The sequence below is a fragment of the uncultured Psychromonas sp. genome, from assembly GCF_947489755.1.
In the GTDB taxonomy this organism is placed as follows: Bacteria; Pseudomonadota; Gammaproteobacteria; order Enterobacterales; family Psychromonadaceae; genus Psychromonas.
On the sequence record NZ_CANLFB010000012.1, the window covers coordinates 42,379 to 66,740 of the forward strand.

25 protein-coding genes, 1 tRNA gene and 1 pseudogene are annotated in these 24,362 nt (G+C 34.9%); 13 read left to right on the plus strand and 14 right to left on the minus strand.

Features of this window, described 5'->3' with window-relative positions; genetic code table 11:
* Positions 1 to 161: 161 nt before the first annotated feature.
* Complete coding sequence (gene aat, locus Q0794_RS08595; protein WP_298941311.1) at positions 162 to 872, plus strand: leucyl/phenylalanyl-tRNA--protein transferase; 711 nt, start codon at positions 162 to 164, stop codon at positions 870 to 872.
* Positions 873 to 1,077: 205 nt separating this feature from the next.
* Here aat and Q0794_RS08600 read toward each other — a convergent pair whose 3' ends face one another.
* Positions 1,078 to 1,476 carry a CBS domain-containing protein gene (locus tag Q0794_RS08600; RefSeq protein ID WP_298941312.1) on the minus strand — a complete coding sequence of 133 codons (399 nt, stop codon included), beginning with the start codon at positions 1,474 to 1,476 and terminating at the stop codon, positions 1,078 to 1,080.
* 137 nt (positions 1,477 to 1,613) lie between these two features.
* Between Q0794_RS08600 and Q0794_RS08605 the strand changes: the two genes are divergently transcribed.
* Both Q0794_RS08605 and Q0794_RS08610 read left to right on the plus strand, forming a co-directional pair.
* A complete protein-coding gene (locus Q0794_RS08605) occupies positions 1,614 to 2,159 on the plus strand; it encodes a DUF2058 domain-containing protein (RefSeq protein WP_298941313.1) in 546 nt (181 codons plus the stop codon).
* 119 nt (positions 2,160 to 2,278) lie between these two features.
* The gene (locus Q0794_RS08610) at positions 2,279 to 4,603 is read left to right on the plus strand and encodes a PilZ domain-containing protein (protein WP_298941314.1); all 2,325 of its coding nucleotides are present in this window, start codon (positions 2,279 to 2,281) and stop codon (positions 4,601 to 4,603) included.
* 591 nt (positions 4,604 to 5,194) lie between these two features.
* Here Q0794_RS08610 and serB read toward each other — a convergent pair.
* Positions 5,195 to 6,220, minus strand: a complete 1,026-nt coding sequence (gene serB, locus Q0794_RS08615) for a phosphoserine phosphatase SerB (protein ID WP_298941315.1) — start codon at positions 6,218 to 6,220, stop codon at positions 5,195 to 5,197.
* A 115-nt stretch (positions 6,221 to 6,335) separates the two neighbouring features.
* On the opposite strand from serB, the gene Q0794_RS08620 reads away from it, so the two are divergent.
* From Q0794_RS08620 to Q0794_RS08645, 6 genes are all read left to right on the plus strand, one after another.
* Positions 6,336 to 6,986, plus strand: a complete 651-nt coding sequence (locus tag Q0794_RS08620; RefSeq protein WP_298941316.1) for an AhpA/YtjB family protein — start codon at positions 6,336 to 6,338, stop codon at positions 6,984 to 6,986.
* 117 nt (positions 6,987 to 7,103) lie between these two features.
* Positions 7,104 to 7,179 (plus strand) — tRNA-Val (locus Q0794_RS08625).
* Positions 7,180 to 7,369: 190 nt separating this feature from the next.
* Positions 7,370 to 8,611 carry an integrase domain-containing protein gene (locus Q0794_RS08630; protein WP_298941317.1) on the plus strand — a complete coding sequence of 414 codons (1,242 nt, stop codon included), beginning with the start codon at positions 7,370 to 7,372 and terminating at the stop codon, positions 8,609 to 8,611.
* A 239-nt stretch (positions 8,612 to 8,850) separates the two neighbouring features.
* Positions 8,851 to 9,261, plus strand: a complete 411-nt coding sequence (gene umuD, locus Q0794_RS08635) for a translesion error-prone DNA polymerase V autoproteolytic subunit (RefSeq protein WP_298941318.1) — start codon at positions 8,851 to 8,853, stop codon at positions 9,259 to 9,261.
* Positions 9,261 to 10,538: a Y-family DNA polymerase gene (locus Q0794_RS08640; protein WP_298941376.1), complete on the plus strand. Its 1,278-nt coding sequence runs from the start codon at positions 9,261 to 9,263 to the stop codon at positions 10,536 to 10,538. Before umuD ends, Q0794_RS08640 begins: the two co-directional genes overlap by 1 nt.
* A gap of 203 nt (positions 10,539 to 10,741) precedes the next feature.
* Positions 10,742 to 10,945, plus strand: coding sequence for a hypothetical protein (locus Q0794_RS08645; protein ID WP_366522532.1), 204 nt, complete (start codon positions 10,742 to 10,744; stop codon positions 10,943 to 10,945).
* Between the two features lie 344 nt (positions 10,946 to 11,289).
* Here Q0794_RS08645 and Q0794_RS08650 read toward each other — a convergent pair whose 3' ends face one another.
* The 3 genes from Q0794_RS08650 to Q0794_RS08660 form a co-directional block, all read right to left on the minus strand.
* Positions 11,290 to 11,838 carry an alpha/beta hydrolase gene (locus tag Q0794_RS08650; protein WP_298941319.1) on the minus strand — a complete coding sequence of 183 codons (549 nt, stop codon included), beginning with the start codon at positions 11,836 to 11,838 and terminating at the stop codon, positions 11,290 to 11,292.
* A gap of 58 nt (positions 11,839 to 11,896) precedes the next feature.
* Entirely contained in the window at positions 11,897 to 12,535 is a 639-nt protein-coding gene (locus Q0794_RS08655; protein ID WP_298941320.1) for a hypothetical protein, read from the minus strand.
* A gap of 165 nt (positions 12,536 to 12,700) precedes the next feature.
* Positions 12,701 to 13,000, minus strand: a complete 300-nt coding sequence (locus Q0794_RS08660) for a hypothetical protein (RefSeq protein WP_298941321.1) — start codon at positions 12,998 to 13,000, stop codon at positions 12,701 to 12,703.
* A gap of 259 nt (positions 13,001 to 13,259) precedes the next feature.
* Between Q0794_RS08660 and Q0794_RS08665 the strand changes: the two genes are divergently transcribed.
* Positions 13,260 to 13,622, plus strand: coding sequence for a hypothetical protein (locus Q0794_RS08665; RefSeq protein ID WP_298941322.1), 363 nt, complete (start codon positions 13,260 to 13,262; stop codon positions 13,620 to 13,622).
* A gap of 21 nt (positions 13,623 to 13,643) precedes the next feature.
* Here the strand turns inward: Q0794_RS08665 and Q0794_RS08670 are convergent, their stop codons facing one another.
* From Q0794_RS08670 to Q0794_RS08685, 4 genes are all read right to left on the minus strand, one after another.
* Positions 13,644 to 14,552, minus strand: coding sequence for a metallophosphoesterase (locus Q0794_RS08670; protein ID WP_298941323.1), 909 nt, complete (start codon positions 14,550 to 14,552; stop codon positions 13,644 to 13,646).
* A 450-nt stretch (positions 14,553 to 15,002) separates the two neighbouring features.
* Positions 15,003 to 15,434: a hypothetical protein gene (locus Q0794_RS08675; RefSeq protein ID WP_298941324.1), complete on the minus strand. Its 432-nt coding sequence runs from the start codon at positions 15,432 to 15,434 to the stop codon at positions 15,003 to 15,005.
* A gap of 138 nt (positions 15,435 to 15,572) precedes the next feature.
* A complete protein-coding gene (locus Q0794_RS08680) occupies positions 15,573 to 15,887 on the minus strand; it encodes a hypothetical protein (protein ID WP_298941325.1) in 315 nt (104 codons plus the stop codon).
* Positions 15,853 to 15,987 (minus strand): hypothetical protein, encoded by a 135-nt coding sequence (locus tag Q0794_RS08685; protein ID WP_298941326.1) that lies wholly within the window; start codon positions 15,985 to 15,987, stop codon positions 15,853 to 15,855. Before Q0794_RS08685 ends, Q0794_RS08680 begins: the two co-directional genes overlap by 35 nt.
* A 234-nt stretch (positions 15,988 to 16,221) precedes the next feature.
* Here Q0794_RS08685 and Q0794_RS08690 point away from each other — a divergent pair, with 234 nt between their 5' ends.
* Together Q0794_RS08690 and Q0794_RS08695 are read left to right on the plus strand one after the other, a co-directional pair.
* On the plus strand, positions 16,222 to 16,455 hold the full coding sequence (locus tag Q0794_RS08690; RefSeq protein WP_298941327.1) for a helix-turn-helix transcriptional regulator: 234 nt from the start codon (positions 16,222 to 16,224) through the stop codon (positions 16,453 to 16,455).
* Positions 16,448 to 17,554, plus strand: a complete 1,107-nt coding sequence (locus Q0794_RS08695; protein WP_298941328.1) for a hypothetical protein — start codon at positions 16,448 to 16,450, stop codon at positions 17,552 to 17,554. Before Q0794_RS08690 ends, Q0794_RS08695 begins: the two co-directional genes overlap by 8 nt.
* On the opposite strand, the gene Q0794_RS08700 is transcribed toward Q0794_RS08695, so the two are convergent.
* The 3 genes and pseudogenes from Q0794_RS08700 to Q0794_RS08710 form a co-directional block, all read right to left on the minus strand.
* Positions 17,541 to 18,782 (minus strand): DNA methyltransferase, encoded by a 1,242-nt coding sequence (locus Q0794_RS08700; protein ID WP_298941329.1) that lies wholly within the window; start codon positions 18,780 to 18,782, stop codon positions 17,541 to 17,543. The two genes, Q0794_RS08695 and Q0794_RS08700, sit on opposite strands and share 14 nt — an antisense overlap.
* 796 nt (positions 18,783 to 19,578) lie before the next feature.
* Positions 19,579 to 20,517: pseudogene (locus Q0794_RS08705) on the minus strand (transposase).
* A gap of 86 nt (positions 20,518 to 20,603) precedes the next feature.
* Positions 20,604 to 21,104 (minus strand): elongation factor P hydroxylase, encoded by a 501-nt coding sequence (locus Q0794_RS08710; protein WP_298941330.1) that lies wholly within the window; start codon positions 21,102 to 21,104, stop codon positions 20,604 to 20,606.
* 155 nt (positions 21,105 to 21,259) lie between these two features.
* Between Q0794_RS08710 and pdxH the strand changes: the two genes are divergently transcribed.
* Positions 21,260 to 21,913, plus strand: a complete 654-nt coding sequence (gene pdxH, locus Q0794_RS08715; RefSeq protein ID WP_298941331.1) for a pyridoxamine 5'-phosphate oxidase — start codon at positions 21,260 to 21,262, stop codon at positions 21,911 to 21,913.
* Positions 21,914 to 21,960: 47 nt separating this feature from the next.
* Here pdxH and Q0794_RS08720 read toward each other — a convergent pair whose 3' ends face one another.
* Both Q0794_RS08720 and Q0794_RS08725 read right to left on the minus strand, forming a co-directional pair.
* Complete coding sequence (locus tag Q0794_RS08720) at positions 21,961 to 22,932, minus strand: Solitary outer membrane autotransporter beta-barrel domain (protein WP_298941332.1); 972 nt, start codon at positions 22,930 to 22,932, stop codon at positions 21,961 to 21,963.
* 2 nt (positions 22,933 to 22,934) lie between these two features.
* Positions 22,935 to 24,335 carry a cobyric acid synthase gene (locus Q0794_RS08725; RefSeq protein WP_298941333.1) on the minus strand — a complete coding sequence of 467 codons (1,401 nt, stop codon included), beginning with the start codon at positions 24,333 to 24,335 and terminating at the stop codon, positions 22,935 to 22,937.
* Positions 24,336 to 24,362: the final 27 nt, after the last annotated feature.

Here is a 24,362-nt window from a genome sequence, read left to right on the forward strand (position 1 = left end):
TTATTATACTATTTTCAATGTACTTAGGCTTATTGTTAATAGAACAAGCACTTAACAAGACACAACAGCACCACTTAGTGGTAAGCCGATATGACAAACGTGCGAAAAATCTTATTAATGTAACTAGTCGTTACCCATTGTTACAACACTTTAGAGACATTATGACAAAACAACTGTGTGTATTATCTAACGATAATATTGATTTTCCTGATCCAATAAATGCATTAGATGATCCTGAAGGTTTACTGGCTATTGGCGGCGATTTGTCGACTCCACGTTTACTCAATGCTTATCAACAAGCTATATTTCCGTGGTTTTCTGAAGGTGAGCCTATTTTATGGTGGAGCCCGATTGAACGAGCGATAATAAAACCTCAGGAAGTCTATATAAGTAAAAGTATGGCGAAATTTATTCGTCAAACTACTTTAACGATTACCATCAACTATGCATTTTCAGATGTCATTGATGCTTGTGCCCTACCGCGTAAAACACAATCAGACACATGGATAAGCCCAATAATAAAAAAAGCTTATATTGCATTGCATCAAATAGGCTCTGCACACTCAATTGAAGTCTGGGATAAAGACAAGTTAGTTGGGGGTTTATATGGCGTCAACATGGGTGGCGTATTTTGTGGCGAATCGATGTTTCATCGTCACACTAATGCTTCAAAATTAGCTTTCATCGCCTTATGTAAACACTTCAGTGCTTACCAAGGTCAAGTCGTTGACTGTCAAATGATGACTTCTCATTTAGCAAGCCTAGGCGTAATAGCGAATACAAGAGACAACTTCATTCAACAATTAAAACAAACAAATAACATGGTCATCGACAAAAGTTGCTGGGATAAACAAATAATTACATTGCTTTAATGTTTCTAGTTGAGGATTTATGCTCAGTCAGGTTTAAATTAGAATCTAAATCTGAACAAACACAAATAGACAACACTGCCATATTGAATAAAAAACAAACAAGTAGCTAAATAGTTAATCGCTCAAATGTGCAAAAAGTGACACATTTTTATAAGCGATTTAATTTTCATCTGACTTTTTACGGCATTATTAGTGCTGTAAAAAACTATAGCTGCGTTTTCATTGCACCTAACACCATTTTACGTGTGATTAATCCAACATAAATATTATCTTCATCTAATACCGGATACATCTTTGGTTTTTCGTGTATCATTTTTTGTGCTAAATCAACAATACTAAGGGTAGAAGGGATACTTAAGGGAGAGTCAGACATAACATCTTCAACTAGTGCAGAATGATCACTGTAATAACTCGCTTCAATAATTTTAGCTAAACAATCTTGCTCGGATAACCAGCCAACAACGTGTCCTGACTCATTAACAACCGGCCCACCAATGAGATTCGAGGCTAATAATTTTTCCACTGCAGTTTGTAAATTCATCTCTTTAGTAAACGCGATATTTTTACCGGTCATGAATTGCTTTACTTGTAGATTTTCTAACATAGTCAGCTCCTTTTATCGTTGTGTACATCCTGTATACGTTATTTCAATCTAAACCATTTTAATAACAAAGTCGATATTTCGAATAATATAGTGTGATAAACTAAAACCTATATATATCATCACTAAAGGGTTTTAATATGGCTTCATTACAAGATCAATTAATGAACTCAGGTTTAGTTAATAAACAAAAAGCAAAGCAAGCACAAACCGATAAACGCCGCCAAGCAAAACAAAAAAAGAAAAAAGGCACGGTTGTCATCTCAGACGTACAACTTGCTGTACAAGCAAAAGCTGAACAACAAAAACAAAAAGATCTTGAAAATAATCAGCAAACTCAACAAGAACTAGCAATACGAGCTGCGCATGGAAAGTTAATACAAATGATTGCTCAGCATTGTGAAAAGGATTATCAAGGTGAATTAGACTATCATTTTACTTATGACAATAAAGTAAAGCGTATTGCAGTTAAACCAGAGATCCAAAGAGGCCTAATCAAAGGTGCCTTCGCTATTTGTGTCTTAAATGAAGAATTTTACCTTATCAATAAAGAAGCAGCCGAAAAATTACGTGCTATTGATGAGTCAGTGTTAGTTGCATTACACGACCAAACTGATATTGAATCTAAGAATGATGAAGATGATCCTTATGCAGAGTTCGCAATTCCTGATGATTTAATGTGGTAAACAACTAATAAATCTAGATAAATAAGTGACTTATTGCCACTAAGACTTAAAATGGTTTGATTAAGCTATGCTAATTCATTCTGGCAATATTCTATCAACAACACGAGACTTTCCCATTTATGAACGTGAAGGATTACCAATCACAAATCGAAACCTTAATACCATTTTATAATAGTGCTGATTTTAATAGCATGATTGATAAGGTTTTTTTTGGTGAAAGTAATAGTGATAAATTTTTAATTAAAATGGAAATAAGCCGCATTGCAACCCCTTGCACACGAATTATCGATCTACGTGAAAAAGTGATTGATAAAACGGCACAATATACCTATTTCAATTTAACTCACTACCTAACAACCGCTGCTGATAAAGAATTAGCGGCAGCGATTAAGTTATATGGTGGGTATACTATTGGGGCTTACGAACAAGTTTTAGATTATGTGCAAAAATTAAAACAACAAAGCACAGAAGCAACACAAAAAATCACCACAGATATCAACCAAAATATAACTGAAAATATTCAATTAAATAATCATCGTAAACAAACAGCCGCACGCATGTTTTTTGTTTCAAAAATAGAAATCACTTTTGAAGATGGTGTTGTTTATCAAGCAACAACATCTAATATTTCTATCTCTGGTTTAAAAATAAAACTACTAGAGCAGCGAAGCCATCTTGACGGACAATTCATACAAGTGAGTTTTACAACGCTGAGTAAAGAATATAAAGATAAAGCGATAACGGATCAAAAAATCAATTATCGTTTAGTCAAACAACAACAAGAAAAAACAGGATTTTATCTCTACCTAAACCTTGAAGATGACAAACCAGAGTTCGTTCAATTCATTAAATCATTCATCAAAGCGAACCAACATAAATATAAACTAGATGTGCTTTATTATTTTCGCCTAGCTCGTGAAAAGTCACTAAAAAACAGCACATTAATGGCAATGAATAGTTTACCTATTTATCTTAATGCCAATAGCAATAAACCTATTTTATTTATGTTAAGAAACGCAGTGAATAAAGACATATTGAATGATTGGCGTTGTGAGAACACCAATCAACTGCCTTTTTTATTCAGCGAATCCCGACTCGCAAAATTACTCTCTTTCGCAAACCCTAAATTGATGACAACCGTTTATAGCTTTACTTATATTACTGAAGGTGAAGAGTTTCTCTTGTCTGCGACCGAAGAAGAATTACAACAAGATAATTTAAAACATTTATTCATTGAATATGGTAGAACTAAAGCAAACTGGCGCTGTTATCACCTCACATTGCAAAGCTACACATATCAAGCGATTAAAAGTTACCAATTAACAGATATACGCCCACAAATATTTAATGATATAACGCATCTAGCCACGTTAACGTCAATCTCAACCAAAGAAATAATAAAGATCGATACACGTTCAGAAAAAGGTAATCCAAACCTATTAAACAAATATGTGCATCGTGAAAAAGAAGCAGGTTTTACACCTATTTATGATTTATTTCCTGAAGAATTACGTAAAGAAGAGCGCTATAGTTACAGTAGTTCGATAGCCTTAAATACGAATAATGCCGCTTTAGCCGGTAAAATTATTGATTTCTCTAATTCGGGTTTAAAGATACAACTTGATACACCTAAGCTATTAACTAGACGTAGTTTGATCACCATCGATTTTCTTGACCTACAAAAAATATCAACGCAATTCATATTGAAGAATATAGAATACCGTGTCATTTCATCTAGTCCAAAAGGTGTTTATCACCTACAGATAGCATCTCGTGAAAGCTATATGACCATGCATCAGTTCTTTTCAGCGTTAGTCGCCAAGAACCCGACACACTTTAAAGAGATCCCACTTAAATCTCACAAGCAGCCAGTAACAACACGTTTACATGAAGCTGCAGAATCTGCACTCTCTCAAGCGTTCTTTTATGTATCGACTCAAAATGGACGACCTAAAATCAGTTTTTCATCAATCGCTGAAGACTCTAAAGCATTAAAGCAACTGTTTAACTTTGGGTGTCAAAGCGAGAATCAAAACAACCATATTGCTCTATCTAATAACAGACTATTAGATAGGTTGTTGACGGCTCCGCTCAGGGCGGCTTGCACACAACAAGAACCTCTCAATTTTGAGCGAACGATTTATATTAACAAAATACAAAACGACAGTAATAAATGGTCAATTGAAAGTTATTTAGATGAAGATTTTGAATCTCAACAGAGTAAAAGAGACTTTGTAATAAAATACAAAAAACTAAATCAATTACAAATACTACATTACCGTCTAACACCGATAGAAGCGCCTAGCTTAAAAGTGATTAGCTCAGAATTAAACGTTATCTCTTGTTATGCGATGCATTTAAGCAAACGGATAGAAGATGAAATATTAAATATCAATGCAATTATTGAAATAACAGATCGTACCGAACAAATATTAGGAGGGTAACTTAGCCATATATCATTTAGGGAAATGGCTAAGATTGACCATTTAATTTGTTAACTCAAGTTCTTAACTTGGAGGAGTGGCTTACTTTAAAGCTTAGGTCGGTAAGACTGGTATTATTTTAGATTGATAGCAGAGGTTAGTCATTTAGCTTGCTAACTTAAATTCTGCTTAATAAAGGCAGAATTATATTTAAAATCATCAGATTATGTTTTCCAGCTATTTTTAATTATGACTATTTTTTGGGCTATATTATATTCCCCAGTTATATAGTCCGTTAGTTTTGCGTAGTTCAAGGTGGTAGTTCAAGGTGGTAGTTCAAGGTGGTAGTTCAAGGTGGTAGTTCAAGGTGGTAGTTCAAGGTGAATGATTGAAATAATAACGGGGCAATGAGAGATAATTTAACGCAGAAATAGCAGTGCTGTTTCGCTTTGCTTATCCAGAAATGAGATTAAATAGGCACCTCAGACTAGTCTCTTAGATGCTCAGCTTAAACAGGTAATTTACATAAACAGTTAAAGCAAATAATCAAAGTAAAATAGTAAACAAGGTTCACCACTCTTGAGTGCTCCCCTTGTTTAACCTTAACTAATTTTAATGAGACACTGAGCTCGCGTTTAATAAACACAATGCACCGTCTAAATCCAAGTTATTTAATGCAACAGATGCTTTCTCTTGCACAATCGGCTTAGCATGAATAGCAATACCTAAAGATGAAGCGGCCATCATCACCAAATCATTCGCACCATCACCAATAGCAACCGTTTGTGACATTGGAATATTATAACGAGTCGCTAATTCCTTTAAAGTACGCGCTTTGACATCGGCATTCACAATCTCACCAGTGACTTGACCTGTTAACGTATTATCAACGATCTCTAGCGTATTTGCATAAGCCGCATCAAATCCATGATCTTCTTTTAATCTATTAGCAAAATAAGTAAATCCACCAGACGCGATAGCCACTTTCCAATGAGCGGCTTTTAAGCCTTTAACCAGTTCAACTAAACCTGGCATTAATGGCATATTGTCTGCAACTTGTTTAATCAGACTTTCAGGGGCCCCGGCTAATTTTCCAACACGAGTACGTAAACTTTCATTAAAGTCTAATTCACCGCGCATGGCCGCTGCTGTAACGGCAGAAACTTGCTCTCCAACACCATATAGACGCGCGATTTCATCGATACACTCCATCTGAATAAGTGTGGAGTCCATATCTAACAACACCAAACCAGGCAGACTAAAATCGGGTAACTTAGCCACTAATGCAATATCACAGCCCTTTTCACTAGCAAATAACTGAATATTTTCTTTTAAATTCATTTCTGACTGATTAAGAGATAGTCGAATAAAATCAACGCCTTCAACAGAACCTAAATGCATTAATTTAACTTGGGTAACGTCGTTATTAACGAGTAATAAAGTTAAGTCGACTAACAAGTCTGTATTCAAGCCTTTACCCATTAACACTAATTCAGATTCAGGTAGAAATGCCGTATCAAGTTCATCATTAATTAAGAACAATGCATGTTTATTTTCAAACTCTGATTGTAAATCAGAATGCCATTGCATAATTGAAAGAGAGTGTGTAGGAAGTTGAAGTGCTATAGTAGTTTCCACTGTAATATGCCTATGGGTTAATTGCTGTAAATTCTGTGATAAAAATAAGACTCACAAGATAGCGATTGCTAATTTATAATGCAAGCATAGATAGAATAACTGGAAGGTAAAGCATATGAGTAATAAGTTTTTTTGGTTTACACGTACATTACAAATAATAGCAATACTCGCATTATTCGCCGTTATTGCTTACCAATTCATAACCTTACAAAATGAATCTAATGCAGTGCGTTATCAACAAACCGAAAAATTTTCTTATTCTTTAACGAACCTAGCAGCCGCAGAGGCATCTCGTTACTTATCTCAAAAGAAAGAAAAAGACCTAAAACTATTAATTGATGACCTAAGCGGCGACCCAATCGTAAGAGATGCCACCATTTATGATGAATTCGGTAAAATCATATACCAATCAAAAGAAACCTTACCTCTCCCAATACTATTAAAACTTGGCGACAAAGAAAGTGATGATGCAGAAGGCGTTATCCCCTATATTGCCGAACTGTACTCTGAAGACACTAAGATTGGTTATATACGTGTGACATTAGAGCAAGATCGTATATTAAGTTTAATCCAAAGTTACCAAGAACGTGGTTTATCCATTTTAGGCCTATTAGTTATTTTAGCTTTCGTCGCTGGTATATTATTAATGGCCGTATTCTATAAAAAATTAAACAGTTTTTATGAACAACTTATTTCTGAAATACCAAAATTGATTGAACGTACTAAACAAGAAGCAGCAAAACTACAAAAAACGGAGCATAAATAAACACTTAATCACCACAGTGCACAAAAATACATCAAACAAACTAATGTTAGCAAAGTTTTATTGACAGCGTCATCGATATGCAGCAAAATCACTTCGCTTTCAACAGCTTCTATATAAGCTCGCTTAACTCAGTTGGTAGAGTGCCGCCATGACATGGCGTAGGTCACTGGTTCAAGTCCAGTAGCGAGCACCACTTTTTAATGTTAGAACATCCTATAACGTATTAATTTTTTAAAAACCCTTTATTAATACTCTTCAACATAAAACTCAACGTTACAACGTCTTTTTTCATCTTGTAAAATCCACAATTTAATGAAACACTGATTACAACATGATATTCATCATTGAAACACGGTAGAAAACATTAAATAGAGATTGTTTAAATGGTTAATACAACACAACCTTTAACTGCAACTCAAATTCAAGCTGCTCCTGTAAAAAGCAAAGAATATAACTTATACGATGGTAACGGTTTAGTTTTACGCATAAAACCTACAGGTACCAAACTTTGGTTGTTCAACTATCAACGTCCTATCACTAAAAAAAGAGCAAATATTTCTTTAGGTCGTTATCCTGACCTACCCTTAGCAAAGGCAAGAACTAAAGCTCTCGAATTCAGACAATTACTAGCTGAAGATATAGATCCTAAAGAGCATAGAGAATCAACTCTCAAGTCTAAGCAAGCAGAATTCTCTAATACGCTACAAGTTGTGTTTGATAATTGGTTTTCAGTCAAACAAACAAGCATTAAAGAACTAACAGCAAAAAAACTTAAACAACGACTCGATAAATACTTATTAGCTTATATGGGTAAGTATCCAATTAAAGAAATAACCGCTCCGCAAACAATAAAAATACTTCAACCTTTAGCCAATGAAGGCAAACTAGAAACTGTAGGGAGAATATGTCGTAATCTAAATGAGATAATGACCTTTGCAATGAATATTGGCATCATCGAACATAATAAATTAGCGAGTATCAGTAAAGCATTCGCTATGGCAAAAGTAACCCATCAAGCTTCATTAAAACCAGAAGAATTACCAGAATTAATGAAAGCTTTAAATTATGCCAGCATCAAACTGCTTACTCGTAGTGTCATTGAATGGCAATTGCATACTATGACACGCCCTTCGGAGACTGCAGGCGCTCGCTGGGATGAAATTGATACCGATAATATGCTCTGGAGTATTCCAGCTGAGCGAATGAAAAAAGGCAGGCCACATACAATTCCTCTTACAGAACAAACTCTAGATCTATTACACACAATAAAATCAATAACCCCTGAAAGTGAATTTTTATTTCCTGGTAGTCGAACTATTAAAAATCACATTAATAGTCAAACCGCAAATAAAGCACTAGAAAGAATGGGATTTAAAGGACGACAAACATCCCATGGTTTGCGAGCTTTAGCGAGTACGACATTGAATGAGCAAGGGTTTGATGCAGACGTCATTGAAGCAGCACTCTCACATGTAGATAAGAATAAAGTAAGAAGCGCTTACAACCGCACTGATTATCTTGAACGCCGTAAAGTTATAATGAATTGGTGGAGTAATCATATTTCAGAAGCTTCTAATGGTTCTAATTCTATAACTGGATTACAGGCATTAAGAACTGCAAAATAACAGACCTGATTTTTACGAAAACAGAAAAGATATAATGAACTGCTGGAGTGATACTATTGAGGATGCCTATAAATCTTTAATTCAATGATAAGAATAAAATATTTGCCTATTCTTGTTGTATAAATTACAAAACAAAAAATATAACGACTAGTTCTCTTTAGAACACTAGTCGTTTTTTCTTGTGTTTATTAATTTTCCAATTATAATTTAACTGTGTTTATATACAGTTAAATTATATTATGAAATTCATTCCTATTACAGCAAGTGCTGGTATTACAGGCTTTGAGTCACCTGCCAGCGACTACCTACAACTTCCGTTAAGTCTAGACGCTTTACTTATCGAACATCCAAGTGCGACTTTTATTGGAAAAGCCGATGGTCATTCAATGCAAGGTGTTGGGATCTTCAATGGAGATATTTTAATTGTTGATCGTCATATTCAAGCTAAAAATCGAGATGTGATTGTTGCCAATCTTAATGGCGAGTTTATCTGTAAGATTATAGACACACAGAATCGAATGCTACTTTCCGCGAATAAAAAATTTCAAGATGTACCAATCACCACGCACGACCAGTTTACTATTGAAGGTGTAGTGATCCGTTCAATTAGATGCCATCGACCAAGCCACCTTTTAGAACAAAACACTTAGTGTTTGCATTAGTGGATGCAAATTCATTCTATTGTAGCGCAGAGCAAGTCTTTCGCCCTGAATGGCGTGGTAAACCTATTATTGTTCTATCGAATAATGATGGCTGTATCGTTGCTGCTAATAAACAAGCTATCTCGTTAGGCATTACAAAGTTTCAGCCCTATTTTAAAGTACAGCAACTTTGTAAAGAGAAAGGAATCATTGTTTGCTCTTCTAACTATGAGCTATATGGCGATCTTTCCAATAAAATGATGCAAATAATTGGCCGTTATGCACCACAACAACATATCTACTCTATCGATGAGTCATTTCTCTCATTTGAACATTATATGCAAAGTATTCCTTGCCTAATTGAACATGCACAAAAAATACGTAAAGCAGTATGGAAAGAAACAAGATTACCTGTGTGCGTTGGTTTAGGCCCGACTTTAACTTTAGCAAAACTAGCGAATCATATAGCAAAACGATTACCTGAATTCAAAGGTGTTTATTTACTAGAGAGCCTTTCTTCATTAAATAAAACAGATACCCAGAAACAGCTTTTAGAAAAGCTGTCTACTGGCGATGTATGGGGTATTGGTCGTAAAACAGTTAAAAAGTTACAAGCATATGGCATTCATAATATAGCCGAGTTGATGTACATAAAACCACATCAAATAAAACAACACTTTAATGTAGAGCTATTACGCACTATTAAAGAGTTGAGCGGTGAACAATGTAAATGTTGGGATCAAACACGAGCAGACAAGCTGCAAATATTCTCAAGCCGGAGCTTAGGAACTCGTATTGTAGATATTGATTCATTGAAGCAAGCACTCGTTAAACATGCCTCAATTGCAGCAGCTAAGGCAAGAAAACAAGGGTTACTTTGTGCGGCATTCATCGTTTTTACAGCAAATAGCCCTTTCGATAAACAACCGCGCAGTTTTAAAATCATTAAACATTTCAGGCCACCAACCAATAGTACAGCAGATTTAATCCAAGCCATTAGTGAAGCAATGAGTGCTCTTTATATGCCAGGAGTTCAGTATTATAAAATAGGTGTTGGATTACTCGACTTGACCAGTGAACGCTACCAACAATATGAGTTATTTAATCCTCACAAAACTGATGCCCCAGTAATGAAACTACTCGATAATATAAATAATAAATACGGTTCAGATACTTTGCATTATGCAAGCCAGGGGTTAGATGAAAAATGGAGTATGCGAAGAGAGTTTTTAACACCACAATATACAACTAGCTGGCAAGATGTGCCAAAGATTGTGTGTAGATAAAGTTTCTAACATATTATTTGATAGCAATATAAATCAAAAAAAACACCGAAAAGTTTACTTTCATTTTGACCTTATGACACCAGCCTAACAACTTCCTAATCTGATAATTTGGGAAGTGACATAATTAATTTTAGCCTATAATTATTTTTGAATAACTCATATAACTCATAGACAGCCATTAATTTAAGACTGCGAGTACGACATTGAATGAGCAAGGGTTTGATGCAGACGTCATTGAAGCAGCACTCTCACATGTAGGTAAAAATAAAGTAAGAAGCGCTTACAACCGCACTGATTATCTTGAATGCCGTAAAGTTATAATGAATTGGTGGAGTAAACATATTTCAGAAGCCTCTAATGGTTCTAATTCTATAACAGGCTTAAAACCATTAAAGATTGTCAACTAGATATGGCGCGCAATCACGTCACTTAGTGATTTAATTTATTATCTGATCAATTAATTTCATTTACATCCTGTAAGTGTTGAAAATAGACTTCAATATTCAAAACTTACACTACCTTCATACACAAAACATCAAATAAACTCAATATTAACAGCCACTTAACTAGAAAATGTTAATTCGTAAAATAACTTGAATGGGTGAGAGAAAATTACTGCATAATGATGACTTGGCAGATTCAAGATAGATATACAAAGTATAGTATCGGGTTATAGGTTTGTATTTTAGGAGAGATTAACTGCCATACATGATTAAAACGTGAATGAAAATTTTTTAAAATCCACAGTATTTTAATCAGCATTCTCCCAACAATTCCCCATATCGTTACAAAATAATTCTTTTAATTTATCGTTAATGTTGACATTAATATATCGATGGTCACCGTGCCCAATTTCAACACCAACATCACGAGATTTAAAATAATGGTAGCTACTAATTGGGTTGATAATTTTATCTTCATCTCCCAAAAACACATAATTAACACTGTCGGTATTAATTTCTTTACCAATGAAGTCATTGTTAATGTCATCGTAGCGACTAAACATAGTATTAGCAGATAAAACTGGATTAATAACTACACAGCTAACTGAGAGGTTTTCAACAACATGACTTGCTAAAAAACCACCAAAAGAACAACCTACAACCACATCGATATCATGTTTAATCAATGCAGCATATGCTTTCGCTTTGATGCTTTCAAAGCTATCCGATAATTTATAATCAATACCAAAAACTTGAGTATTGTGGTCTAACACGACTAATTTCTCTATGTTTTTAATTCTTTCATTATTCGCATCAAATTGACTTAATGCACCGTGGATATATAAGACGTTAAACATAATAATGACCTCTAAGACTAAATTAAAACTACCCGTATTTTTTGTATATGCCTAATAATTATTTACTAACTAAAGTCTTTGTTAAATTAGTATGATTAATACTTAGCGAAGCTTTAGCTATATTAACATTAGGCTCATCTTCTAATACAACACCGTCTACACTCAATGCTAATTTACAACCTTCAGTATAAAAGAAGATATAACGCTGTATATCCCCCCATAACTTTAAAGTACCGTCACAATCGATATAATGTTGTTTTACTAGTGATCGAACGAGGGTTATTTGTTTATGGGCGGGTAACATCTGAACTTCATATTCTAGTTGTATATATCGCCTTGGCTCAAACATAGACAGCATCCATACAGGCTGTCCTTCTCGTTTGAATCCAGTATCAATAAACACATATGACTGAAAACGGTTTTTCATTTTTTCGTCAGCTAAATGAATATCAACAATCTCAGTTTGAAACTGCTTAATGTCAATTTCAACTACTTCACATAATTTATCTAAAAATTGTCTGTTACTGAATTTAAAATCAAAAGCGCCTGCATACAAATTTAATTGGGGATCTGAAAGCACACTATCAATACGGATTGCCGCTTTAATTTTGGCTTTTTTTGAATACCCCATTAATTGTGCAATGTCTTGAAAATTGCTATGTGCCAGCTTTAACTTAAGCTCACTTTGAAGGTTCATTTTAAAGCCTCGTATTTAATGACATATAAACTATTTTTTAATCAATAATAATTTGATTCAATTAGGCTGGAGTCATTTTTGGAGTACTAATAATCAGATCATTTAATGTCTATTTCTATGTACCGATAGTTTAAAATTAAAAATGCCTCAATATAACAAACCCAATCACTTCGAAAAGTGAGTAATTAAATACGCTTTTAACTCATTAATTACACAATCAAATTTTGTCTGTGAGACATAAACACTGAATAACGTGTCATCATCTTCCTCTAAAGATAACGACTCTTGAAGTAGTTCTTCTAACATCTCTTTACATATAGTGTGACCATTGCATTCAATATAACCATGCAAATCTTTTGCTATATATTGGTATTCATCATGCGCCTCATTGGCAACACAACATGTATTTAATAGATCAGCTTGGAATAACACCTCATTGATATGATCCTCTAGTGATAAACTCATGATAATGTTCCTATTTTAATAATATTGGCGTGTAAATTTAGACTTGTGATTATACATCAGTTGAATGGTAATCAATATTGCGTTGTTTAATTAATAATTAAATGAAGAAGAGTATTTCATTACTAAATACGACTGAGCAACACATTCTAAATGCATACAAGTTATTGTTTTAAAATAATAACGATTTAGTTATCTGGTTTAAAAATAGAATCAATCAAATAAATTTTTGAGTATAATGAGTGCTTAATTGGGAGTTATTATGAAATACGAAAAAAAAGTTAACGTTGATGACATAGAATATACACTCGTTTTACAAGAAAACTGTGAACTAATATTCTACACAATCAATAAAGAGTATGACCCATTTGCTAAATGGGGCGATGAACCCGACAAAAGCTTCAACAACCTACACGGTAAAATAAACCCATATTCACTATTAATTGAAATAGAAAAATTTATCAGATACTTATTTGCTAATAAGGTCACATACCTTTACTTTTCATGTGAAAGGGAACGATTCGATAGTTACGAATCATTCATTTCTCGATTGGTAGAAAAATACGGGTATAACACCACAGCCCATAAAGAACGCAATGAATTCTACGTTTATAAGAGTCGCTAACATTTCAAATATATAAAATAATTAATTCTTTATATAATGGAAATTTTCATTGCTCAGGTTTGATGTATTACCGCAAGTAGATTGATTAAATTGATAACAAACTAACGGGTTATGATCTTTTGCAGCATTATAATCTACGCATACCACTTTGTTAGATAACGTTATCGGAGAACCAAGCTGTGATAGCCCATACCCTGATAAATCGGTTATTGTATAATGCCCAATCACTGTAGGTATTGTCGGCTCTGCGTACTCGGGATCATTCCACCACTGAATACGCTCCTTAGTGCGGGTTTTACCTGTTTTATCTACAAATGGTTCAGCAGCATCACGCTCAGGTGATTTTAATAAGATTTCACACAATGCATACAGCTCATGTGTTTCATCAAATGCGCTTTCCCAGTGTTCTTCTTTAAGACTATTATCTTTGTTCAAATAAGGTGTAATACACTTTATGGCTTCTTCATCCCAGCATGCATGAATAGCTCGAATTGAACCAAAGTCTAAAAATAGTGGTAATGACTTAAACCAAGTAATCCAGCGTTTATGTTCGCTTGAGCATTCTTCTACACAGTCTAAAAAGGCATTATGTTGTTTATAATTATTTTCAGTGTGAGGTCGAGCACAATCATCATTTTGTTTCTTTGTAGCCCAGCCAATAGCATTAAATTCATGGTTACCCATAATACAAAAAGCATGATTATTGTTAACTAAAGATTCAACCTGGTTTAATAATGCTAAGTGAGCGCTACTGTATTTTGGATGATTATCGATTAAATCACCGATAAAAACGATCTGCCCACCAGCACAAGATGAGCTTGAATTATTAGTATCAAAATTAATAACCTTTAATACGTCGTTTAATTTATCTTCTCTGGCATGAATATCACCAATAAAATATAGATTTTCTTTTCTTTTTTTATCTAGCATTAGTTTAATAAACACCTTTAATTTAAATTTGACTTATGTAAAATAATTTATCTATTGACACAAAATAGACATAAGTTGTTTCTTAACTTTATTTCCAATATACGTTAATCAGTACCAACTAATCCCTGAAAACTATATTCTGGATAACTGTCTTACTCATAATGGCAAATATTCCTCCTTTATCATTATAAATAGGATCATCAATACTATCCCAGAGCTCTCGCTCAATATCATTAACTCATAGACAGCCATTAATTTAAGACTACAAAATAACACTATTTCCAATAACAATACATTGAATCAATCCTTAAGATATTCTGATTTATTAATATTAATGGGGAAAATGCTGAACTAGTTTTTGAATTTTTGGGAAAGATTCCTTTTTCACGCAAGCTAAAAATTAGCTTCAGCTAATCATTTAAAATAACGGATTGAAATAATAAAAATTAATTAATGCGGTCGTCGTAATTGGTTTTTACTTGCGATCCAACGCTTTCCTGTATGGCTAGCATAAGCGGCTAATGCTTCTAATGAGCCCACTGCGCCGTGATAATCTTTACCGAAACGGCTCGCTAGTGATAACCAGGTATCATCATCTAAACCTAATGTTGATAATAACCTAGGTCGAGAGCCTGAAATAGCACCACGTTTATCTTCTCGTATAATGCGCCCGCTCCAATCCACCAGCTCAATGTAATCGAGTAATGAAAATGGAATACCTTGTGTGTTTTGCTCTTGCTCACTCACAAAACCAAATAAGGATTTCTTGGTAAAAATGTATTCGAGCAGTTTTTCTTTTTGTTGTGCAACACCACCTATTTTGTAAGACAATTGGCGCTCATAAGCGGATGTATATTCAGAGGTTTCAACGCTAGCTGCCATTTTTGCTCTCACAGGGTTTAAATCAACATAGGCCATACAAGTAAGCAATGTATCTTCGTCTAATAAAGCTTGCCTCACGATTTATAAGAAAGTAAAACGCCCTTCCCACTAATTTGTAGGGAACAAATTAGAACCGCTTTAGCTGGCCTGAAGGGTGAGCGCCATGGATGGCAGCGAATAAAAACGCCCAGTGCATTCATCTTCTTTATTCGCTTTACGCGCAATGAATTCATTTAAACAGCACATAAACCATGATATATCAGCTAGCCATCCTTCGATGATGGCTAATGCTGTTTTATTTTCTGCTTCTGAGATGGTTTGCTTTAATTCCCAACGTTGAACTAATACGGGTTTTGAATAAAGTTGACACCAACGTTCACAAACAGCTTCATGGCTTAATTGATTGCTATCTACTTCATTAACATGCAATACGAGGTGATAATGATTCGACATAATGGCATACACACAAATAAACACGGCGAACATAACGTGAAATACAATGGTAATAAGGCGTGTCAGTTAACGACACCTGTGATTGGCGAGATTGCGTCATAATAAACTACCTCCAACATGAAAAAAAAAGCATTTAAAAAAGATAGTTTAACTCTTCAATTAATTCAAAGTAGGTAGGTGTCCAGATCTATTTCTAAGAGGTAAATAATCAGTTCGTTAAAATAAGCGAGGCACGAGCAAAAAACAACTATCATTTGTCCTGTTTGAGCAACTTGTTATGCCTTGGTACTCATAGTCCGTGGACTTATAGTCCTCTTTATCTAATCATGTTCGGATGAATGAAAATACTAAAACATCAATAACTATTTCTTTTGGGAATAAAATCCGGGAACTAAGAAAATCACGTGGGCTATCTCAAGAGTCTCTTGCTGATCTTGCTGAGTTAGACCGAAGCTATATCGGTGGTGTAGAACGTGGTGACCGTAATATAAGCCTGAATAACATACAAAAATTATCAATCGCTCTAAAAATAGAGATTGCTGACTTCTTTAAGGACAAAAATGACTAATTTATCGGATACTTTTAAATACATCTCTCATTTTCGCCATGCAGGCCATCAAGTAGGACGAAAAGTCGGTGATATGCTTGAGGTTTTAACATATGCAGCTATTGCGAGAGATCAAGAAATGTTAACAAGGCTTCAAGTTGAGCCAAAACTTCATGGATTCTCTAATGCAGGTCATAAAGTAGAGTTTATTTTGTTGTCTTCCACTAATATTGATGAGAGTGGCAATCCTGTTGTTATAAATGGAGGTTCAATAACTGACCCATCTAATGTAATTAGTTTTATTGAATGTAAAAAGGTTGGTGTTGAGCAAACTGTAAACGGTAAGTTTAAAAAAACATTTCCTAAAAATGGAAACAACAAGGGCTATAAAGTTCCATACAATAATGAATTCACTATATCTTTTGCGCCTAGAGGTAAAGAAAGACACACTTATAATATTTGCTTCTCGAATGACAGAGCTATAAACATAACAAAAGCAGAAGACTCTACTTTTTCTTTTCAAGAAAATATAGCTGATGATAGTAGAATTATTTTTACACTAAGTACAGAAGGTGACTCTCAAATTATTGGCAATGAAAGTAGTTTACGAGATTATAATCCGTCATTATCTAATTGTAGGATTCTAGAAATAATATCCGTTAATGACGATCATGTGGTTGCTCTGTTAAATGACTGTTTAGCTGGCCCTCAAACTCCTGAAAAAGCTAAGCAGGCTTCTTTCGTAGCCTTAGATGTCAGAAAAAATAGATTTGATAGCTTTGATAAAAGAGAACCTGAAACAGAAATGGTTAGTGTTCTTGTGTTAACTGAATTCTCTCATTGGGAAGAAAAAAGTCAGAACATGATAAAGTCATGTATTGATAAGAATTTTGTAGTACATGACGATATCATCGTTGAAGCTTTCGAAGCCTTTGAGGAACGTTTCGGAGAATCCTTTTACGATAAAGTAACTAAAGAAAACTTTGAAAAAAATGCTGACGTACGTGATATTGCATTAGCTATTGTAAATCAGCATGAAGGTAAAATATTTTTTGATATTGAAGATAGTACTTATAAAAAGTTTGTTATAAATAACAATCTATTCACTACGGTTTCTTAAATATAAGTATTCCATCTTTTTTCTCTTCTTGATCACCGTGATAATCTGCACGGTGATTATATGCGTATTTACCTAACCCGTAATGAGTTGTTCTATAGTTTAATTCCTCAAGTTTATATCCTATGGATTCAACTATATCAATCGTTTTTTTAAGTACAGGAACTAACTTTCCATTTCTCGTACAATCACCTATCACGACAGCTAAAACCCCTCCCTGATTTTGTATTTTGAAAACTTCTTCATAGCATGACTTTAAATGATTAAAATATCTACCTTGAATGCTTTCATTTGCAGGGTGCGCCTTCATTTCAGTTTTATATAATTTACTATTACCTTGTGTATATTCATCCTCAAATACTTGCCCCCAATAAAACTCTAAATTGAACACTGGTGCATAATTAAAGCTATTTAGGTATGGGGGGTGACTAATAACTAGATAACATTTCCCGTCATCAAACTTTTCGGGAAGATTCAAATTATCCCCTAGACAGCATTCAGAACTCGTCTCTAATATATTTTTTTGAAAATCATCGTGGTCGCTACACATGTCATTAACTTTTTTAGAAAATGCAGATATTACATCACGTTGTTTTTTCTTTTTGTTAATATGGGGTCTTACTTCACCATTATGTGCTTTAGAAACTCTTCTAACAATCCCAATGAAAGCTACGATTAAGAAATCACGTATAGTAGACTTATCTAGAGTTAGGAGGTATTGCTGAATAACTAGTAAGTCTCGAGATGCCATGTCTTCAAACCACTTCTTAGTGAAGTCAATTTCAGGCACGTTAAAAGAACTCTTATTATTCTCAAACCAACTTACTAATTCATTAAGCTCTTTCTTAATGTTAGCGATATCGACAGTAGTTACTTTTACATTTGATGCAAGAACTGAGAGCCAACTAATATCTAAACCATAAGATTTAATTCCTCTTAATTTTGCTTCAACTAGTGTAGTACCCGAACCACAAAAATTATCTAATACATAATGCTCCTCTGAGGGTGAGGGGAATTGTTCAAGTATTTGTCCAGCAACAGCTGAAGGGAATTTCCCATAATATCTATAGTGACTATGAACAAAATATGATAATTGTTTAATCGTTGATGGGATATCCCATTCATTAATAATAGGTGTACTATCATTTAATCTAGTAATTGTAGGTAGAAACTGTTTAAAAATCGGTTGATTTTCAGGGAATAGTTCTAAGGATTCTTCTAGTGTTGACATATAAGTTGAACTCTGATTTATGGTACTTATAGTAATCATAACATCGTGAGCGATTATAGCAACCTATGCAGAGAGCCTAAGAAAAACATAACGAGGCTGTAGAATTTCTCCATTTTAGGAAAACACAGCCATTTTTGAAATTTAATAATCAATTAAAACAATATTTTAAAAACTTAAATTTACTATTTTTTGTAAAAAACTAGTTATTCTACAGCCTCAACGCCTCATTCAGAGGCTTAAAAAGTTAGCTATAGTATTGAGCGCAGCGAAAAAGCCAACTGTTTTAAGTCCACTGCAATGACTTGTTATGTGTGTACCCAAACTATCGCAGTTACGCGTGTAACTTGAGTGCTTGATTAAACACATAACAGATAATTAGACTCCTCCACCTAATCCTACTAATATAAAATTAGTAATTTAATCGCTTATGGAGAAATAATATGAACAATACTACGATTGGTGTTGATTTAACAAAGAATATTATTCGAGAGTTTTTCCTCATAAAAATAAAGTCATCTCTAGCTCTGAAATGAATATTATTGACTTCACTAGTTGGCTAGCTCAAAGAAAACCATAGACTATTGATTTGAAGTCCGTGGCACTTCAAGTTACTGAATCCTAAACTGGGGAGCTGAGTGGTAAGATTCAATTGTTTAGAAGACGAATATACATTATTGAACAACGCTACCTAATTAACCGTGAATAGCCATAATTAGCTAATTGCCACTTATATTATTATTTGAATCCAAGGGGCAAAATATCGCTGTACTTACTTTTTTAATACCATTCCGTCTAATTAGCTGATCAGATTAATCCAATCCCTAGCGCACATTTTTATTGCTCTTTGACTATCACTTACAAAGTCATTCCATGCATCACAAACAGCATCCACAATTGATTCATAGCCATTAAACAACGATTAGCTAAATGATGTTGACGCAACCAGCTCCATACTTGTTCTATCGGGTTTAATTCTGGCGAGTACGGAGGAAGCTTAATAACACTCACGTTATTAATCTCTGTAGCAAGAACTTCTGTGTGCCAACCTGCTCCATCTATAATGATGAATGATGAATGATGACAGCATGTCGATCTTCGGCGGTGCTCATGGATATTTCTTTAAGGTGAACATGCATAATATCTTTATTTACATAAGGTATCACCATCGCTTGTGACTACCCATTGGCAAACAAACAGAGTCAAATAAATAAGCATATTCAAACTGTTGCTGTTTTACGGCTAATGGCCAGGGATCTTAAGAATCGTTTTTATTTGGAATTTTTTTAACATCTTCTTGAACTTCAAGGGACTATTTTGGGTGTTTAGAGCGAGAGGTTATCCATGAAAAGCCTAAGCGGTAAAGTGATTTTTAGGCACTTGAAAGAGGGTATTTATGGCCAAAATTCTCAGCAATAAACAACTGGATATCAGTTCCTACTAATCGCCCACCCTTATCATTTTTTTTATATTCATTTATATATTCAATTAGTTGACGTGATTGGGCTTTAGATAATCGTAAGGGACGACCCGTTGTCTTTTTATCAACTAATCCAACCAATCCATTTTGATGATATTAAGATATCCATTTATTAACACTAGTCCGACTCACTTTAAGAAACTTAGCGATATCAGTACGAGAGCTGCCTTATTGAAAGTGTGCTAATGCAGAATAACGCAGTCTCATACAAACACTTTTATGTGTTTTGGCCAATTCAGAAAAGTCATGTTTTTTCATACGTCACCCAGAGAATACAATTAGTTAACAATTGAACACATTAGATCACATAATTAGGCGGAATGGTATTACCCCCTCTATACCGTTTATTGTGTATTGTTATTGTTATTACGTAATGCAGTTAACACCTTCATTGCAGTCGGTGATGGGGTTAATCGCATTTCTTGATAAGCCGCTTCTAATTTATTTAAAAATGCATCTGATGGCGGTCTTCCTGAAAAGTCATCGATACTCGCTGAAAACTTGAGCTCCAGTATTTCACACATGATTTTTTCTAAGCCCTGCGGCCTTGCTTCTACTAATTCAAATTTTGTCTGTTCTTCCGCACTTCTCCCACAGGGTGAATACCAATAACCAAAATCATCTAACTTTCGTCTGCGATCGCCCGCTAAACAGTAATGAGACAATTCATGTAATAGACTTCTTGGGTAATTATCTCTGAAATAAAGAACGGCTTTGACATTGCCTTTTGCTGCTTGATAAAAGGGTTCATCTGCTCCCCCTTCTATAATCAAGTGAGGGAAAATGCTTGCTAATATGTTAATTAAATATTGGCAATATTCATCATCGGTAAAACGGTCATGCATTTATCTATCATCCTAGTACGACTGAAATTAGGTCAAGTGTGTCATTTTATTGATTTAAAGAGCATTTTACGTAGATAAAAAACAATAAGTTCGACAAAAATTAGCACAAATTATACACTTCACTCACTGTTCAATCTAACTAATAAAGATAAACCATGTCATTACTCAGTAAACTTCGTTGCGCATTCACCTTAGGACAAGGTGTCTTAATTGAAAATAAAGCCCTCACAACCACGAGTGACCCGATTCAGTTTTTTGATACTTGGTTAAAAGAAGCTGAAAGTACAGGCGTTGTGCTGCCTGAGTCGATGTCGGTTTCAACTTGTACGGCTGAAGGACGCCCTTCTTCACGTATGGTGTTATTAAAGGAAGTCGATCAAAATGGTTTTGTGTTTTTTACTAACTATGGCAGTAGAAAAGCGGGCGAGTTAGAGGAAAACCCTTTTGCCGCTTTATTATTTCATTGGAATATTTTACAACGCCAAGTACGTATCGAAGGTAGAATTGAACGCATTAGCCATGAAGAATCTGAAGCCTATTTTCATTCTCGTGGGCGTGGCAGCCAAATTGGCGCGTGGGCTTCAAAACAAAGCCAAGTGTTAGATGAACGTCAATCATTGGTAGACAGTGTGAAGTTTTATGAAGAAAAATTAACAGGTAAAGTCGTTCCTTTACCTGAGTTCTGGGGCGGTTACCGCGTTATTCCTGAAAAAATTGAGTTTTGGCAAGGTAAAGCAGATCGACTACATGATCGCTTTGTTTATACTAAACAAGGTGCTGAATGGGCGATTACTCGCTTGAACCCTTAATTTTTATACTACAGGGATTTGATTCTCATCTTCATATACATTGTGCTTTATTCATTCCAATAAAGCACAAGCGTTGCACCACTGATTGAACTACCATAATTGATAGAGACACCAATACCAATATTATCTAGCAAAGGTATTTGGTTGTTGGTATCAATAACCCAACCAAAACTGGTTTCATAGTAATAGCCATTATCGGCAATCGCTGTTAAATCACCAATCAAATCGATTCGTTTAAAATCAATGGTCAAAAAGTCACCAACACCCCATAGATCTGGCACACCAACAGTAAATTCAACACCGTTAGTGATACGCCACCCTTCGGGATTAATGCTATAAGGGTCATTAATAGAGCCTGCTAAACCTTGCCCATAAATATAGTTATTATTATTATGTGCTCTCCATGATCCCCAGGTTTCTTCTCGTTCATAACCGATACCGACTTCAGGCTCTATAATCGCGGCAAACGTACTAATGTTAAATTCACTATCATCGTATAACGCTTTGGTTTCTTCAGGAAAACCGTCACCATAGTTATAATCATTTTTATAATAGATAAGATGCAACCCCAAAGCAGAGGTAACGTACCAATTATCCGTGACATGATAAAATTGAGAGTAACTGCCATAGATACCATAGGTATCTTGCTTTAACTCATCAGTAATGCCGGAAAATATCTCACTATCCCGCTCAGAATTAATATAAAAAGCACGCACGGTCAATGCATGATCCCAAGCTTCACTTTTAGGCGCTAAGTCCCATGTATAAGGGATAACAAACACACTTAAACTGTTTTTTAAATCAACGGTATTTTCATCACCAAATCCAGGATCATCAACTTCTAAATCAAAATTAGTAAAACCAAAAGTTAACGCCCCACTGTCTGACATTAACGTGGCAATGGCGAAAGCTTCTTCAACTGAATCGAAAGGTGAACTGTCAGCGGCTTGTGCATTACCAACCATCAATCCCGTTGATAAGGCAATCAGTGTCAGTTTATTGTAAGGTTTAATATTCATTGCTATAACCAACCGTGCTCTTCAAACATATTGGCTAATTTATCTAACTCTTGATCGATATGTGCTTTCCAACTAATACCATTTTGAGCTGCACCTAGTTGTTGCATAAACCAGTTATAAAAAACAGCGTTATCAAATAATCCATGTAGGTAAGAGGTATAAACGTTAGCTTGTTGCCACCCCATATTATCATTGATAAAGGGTTTAACGGCATCACTTAATACAAGACTTTCTCCGTGATGAATTTCATAAGCTTCTATTGTTTCACCTACCCAATCGAAGTTTCTTTGCAGTGTTGCTTTGTCATGGGCTAAGGTGGTACTCAAATCAATAATACCTAAACCTTGTTTATTGCCATCTTCAAGCTGTAATGGATCATTAATACTGTTACCGAGGATCTGTAATCCACCACAAATACCCAATATTAATTTATTGGTTTTGCTAAATTGTTGAATCGCTTTATCCAAGCCGGTTTCTTGTAGAAATGCTAAACTTTTACCGCTATTTTTACTGCCCGGTAGAATTACAGCATCAAACACCGAGAGGTCTTGGTTTTTCTGAACAGGCACTAAATTAATATCATTCTGGTAAGTTAGCGCATCAAACTCATCCATATTAGAGGCATAAGGATAATAGATAAGCGCAACATTGATAGCACCATGTTGCCAAGTTGTACCTAAACGGAAGCTATCTTCTTCTGGTAATTGATGACGATGATAAGGCAAGTTCGCTACCGTAGGAATACCGGTCTTTTCTTCTAACCAATCCATCGCATTACCTAACAATTTAGGATCGCCACGGAATTTGTTGAGTACAAATCCTTTAATCAGTTTTTGCTCTTCTTCTGCCAAACATGCCCAAGTCCCTAATAGATGTGCAAAGGAACCCCCGCGGTCGATATCTGAGACTAAATACACATCTGCCTGACAAGCTAGGGCGACACTCATATTGACGATATCACCTTGACGTAAATTGATTTCCGCAGGACTGCCCGCCCCTTCGATCACTATTTGTTGATGCTCACCTTGCAGCGTTTCTAATGCTTCTAGAACCTTTGGCCAAAGCAGTTTTTTACGCGCCATCCAAGGCATATTAGAAATCTCAGTATCGACTTTACCGTTAATGATAACTTGGCTAAAGGTATCAGCACTTGGTTTTAATAATATGGGGTTCATTAATGCAGAAGGAGTGACTTTAGCGGCGATCGCTTGTAGATATTGTGCACGACCTATTTCTAAACCATCTTCTGTAATAGCGGCATTATTACTCATGTTTTGTGCTTTAAAAGGCGCAACATTAACACCTCTATTGGCCAGTAACCGACAAATGGCTGTGACGATCAGTGATTTACCTGCATCACTAGTACAACCTAGAATCATGATGGGTTTATTTTTTACGGTCATTAAGTCTCGCTTGAATCTATTTGATAA

Excerpts from the sequence above, each read along its gene's own strand:
- aat (WP_298941311.1), top strand. The coding sequence starts at position 162 with ATGACAAAACAACTGTGTGTATTATCTAACGATAATATTGATTTTCCT.
- Q0794_RS08600 (WP_298941312.1), bottom strand. The coding sequence starts at position 1,476 with ATGTTAGAAAATCTACAAGTAAAGCAATTCATGACCGGTAAAAATATC.
- Q0794_RS08605 (WP_298941313.1), top strand. The coding sequence starts at position 1,614 with ATGGCTTCATTACAAGATCAATTAATGAACTCAGGTTTAGTTAATAAA.
- Q0794_RS08610 (WP_298941314.1), top strand. The coding sequence starts at position 2,279 with ATGAACGTGAAGGATTACCAATCACAAATCGAAACCTTAATACCATTT.
- Q0794_RS08620 (WP_298941316.1), top strand. The coding sequence starts at position 6,336 with ATGAGTAATAAGTTTTTTTGGTTTACACGTACATTACAAATAATAGCA.
- Q0794_RS08630 (WP_298941317.1), top strand. The coding sequence starts at position 7,370 with ATGGTTAATACAACACAACCTTTAACTGCAACTCAAATTCAAGCTGCT.
- umuD (WP_298941318.1), top strand. The coding sequence starts at position 8,851 with ATGAAATTCATTCCTATTACAGCAAGTGCTGGTATTACAGGCTTTGAG.
- Q0794_RS08650 (WP_298941319.1), bottom strand. The coding sequence starts at position 11,838 with ATGTTTAACGTCTTATATATCCACGGTGCATTAAGTCAATTTGATGCG.
- Q0794_RS08655 (WP_298941320.1), bottom strand. The coding sequence starts at position 12,535 with ATGAACCTTCAAAGTGAGCTTAAGTTAAAGCTGGCACATAGCAATTTT.
- Q0794_RS08660 (WP_298941321.1), bottom strand. The coding sequence starts at position 13,000 with ATGAGTTTATCACTAGAGGATCATATCAATGAGGTGTTATTCCAAGCT.
- Q0794_RS08665 (WP_298941322.1), top strand. The coding sequence starts at position 13,260 with ATGAAATACGAAAAAAAAGTTAACGTTGATGACATAGAATATACACTC.
- Q0794_RS08670 (WP_298941323.1), bottom strand. The coding sequence starts at position 14,552 with ATGCTAGATAAAAAAAGAAAAGAAAATCTATATTTTATTGGTGATATT.
- Q0794_RS08675 (WP_298941324.1), bottom strand. The coding sequence starts at position 15,434 with ATGGCAGCTAGCGTTGAAACCTCTGAATATACATCCGCTTATGAGCGC.
- Q0794_RS08680 (WP_298941325.1), bottom strand. The coding sequence starts at position 15,887 with ATGTCGAATCATTATCACCTCGTATTGCATGTTAATGAAGTAGATAGC.
- Q0794_RS08685 (WP_298941326.1), bottom strand. The coding sequence starts at position 15,987 with ATGACGCAATCTCGCCAATCACAGGTGTCGTTAACTGACACGCCTTAT.
- Q0794_RS08690 (WP_298941327.1), top strand. The coding sequence starts at position 16,222 with ATGAATGAAAATACTAAAACATCAATAACTATTTCTTTTGGGAATAAA.
- Q0794_RS08695 (WP_298941328.1), top strand. The coding sequence starts at position 16,448 with ATGACTAATTTATCGGATACTTTTAAATACATCTCTCATTTTCGCCAT.
- Q0794_RS08700 (WP_298941329.1), bottom strand. The coding sequence starts at position 18,782 with ATGTCAACACTAGAAGAATCCTTAGAACTATTCCCTGAAAATCAACCG.
- Q0794_RS08710 (WP_298941330.1), bottom strand. The coding sequence starts at position 21,104 with ATGCATGACCGTTTTACCGATGATGAATATTGCCAATATTTAATTAAC.
- pdxH (WP_298941331.1), top strand. The coding sequence starts at position 21,260 with ATGTCATTACTCAGTAAACTTCGTTGCGCATTCACCTTAGGACAAGGT.
- Q0794_RS08720 (WP_298941332.1), bottom strand. The coding sequence starts at position 22,932 with ATGAATATTAAACCTTACAATAAACTGACACTGATTGCCTTATCAACG.
- Q0794_RS08725 (WP_298941333.1), bottom strand. The coding sequence starts at position 24,335 with ATGACCGTAAAAAATAAACCCATCATGATTCTAGGTTGTACTAGTGAT.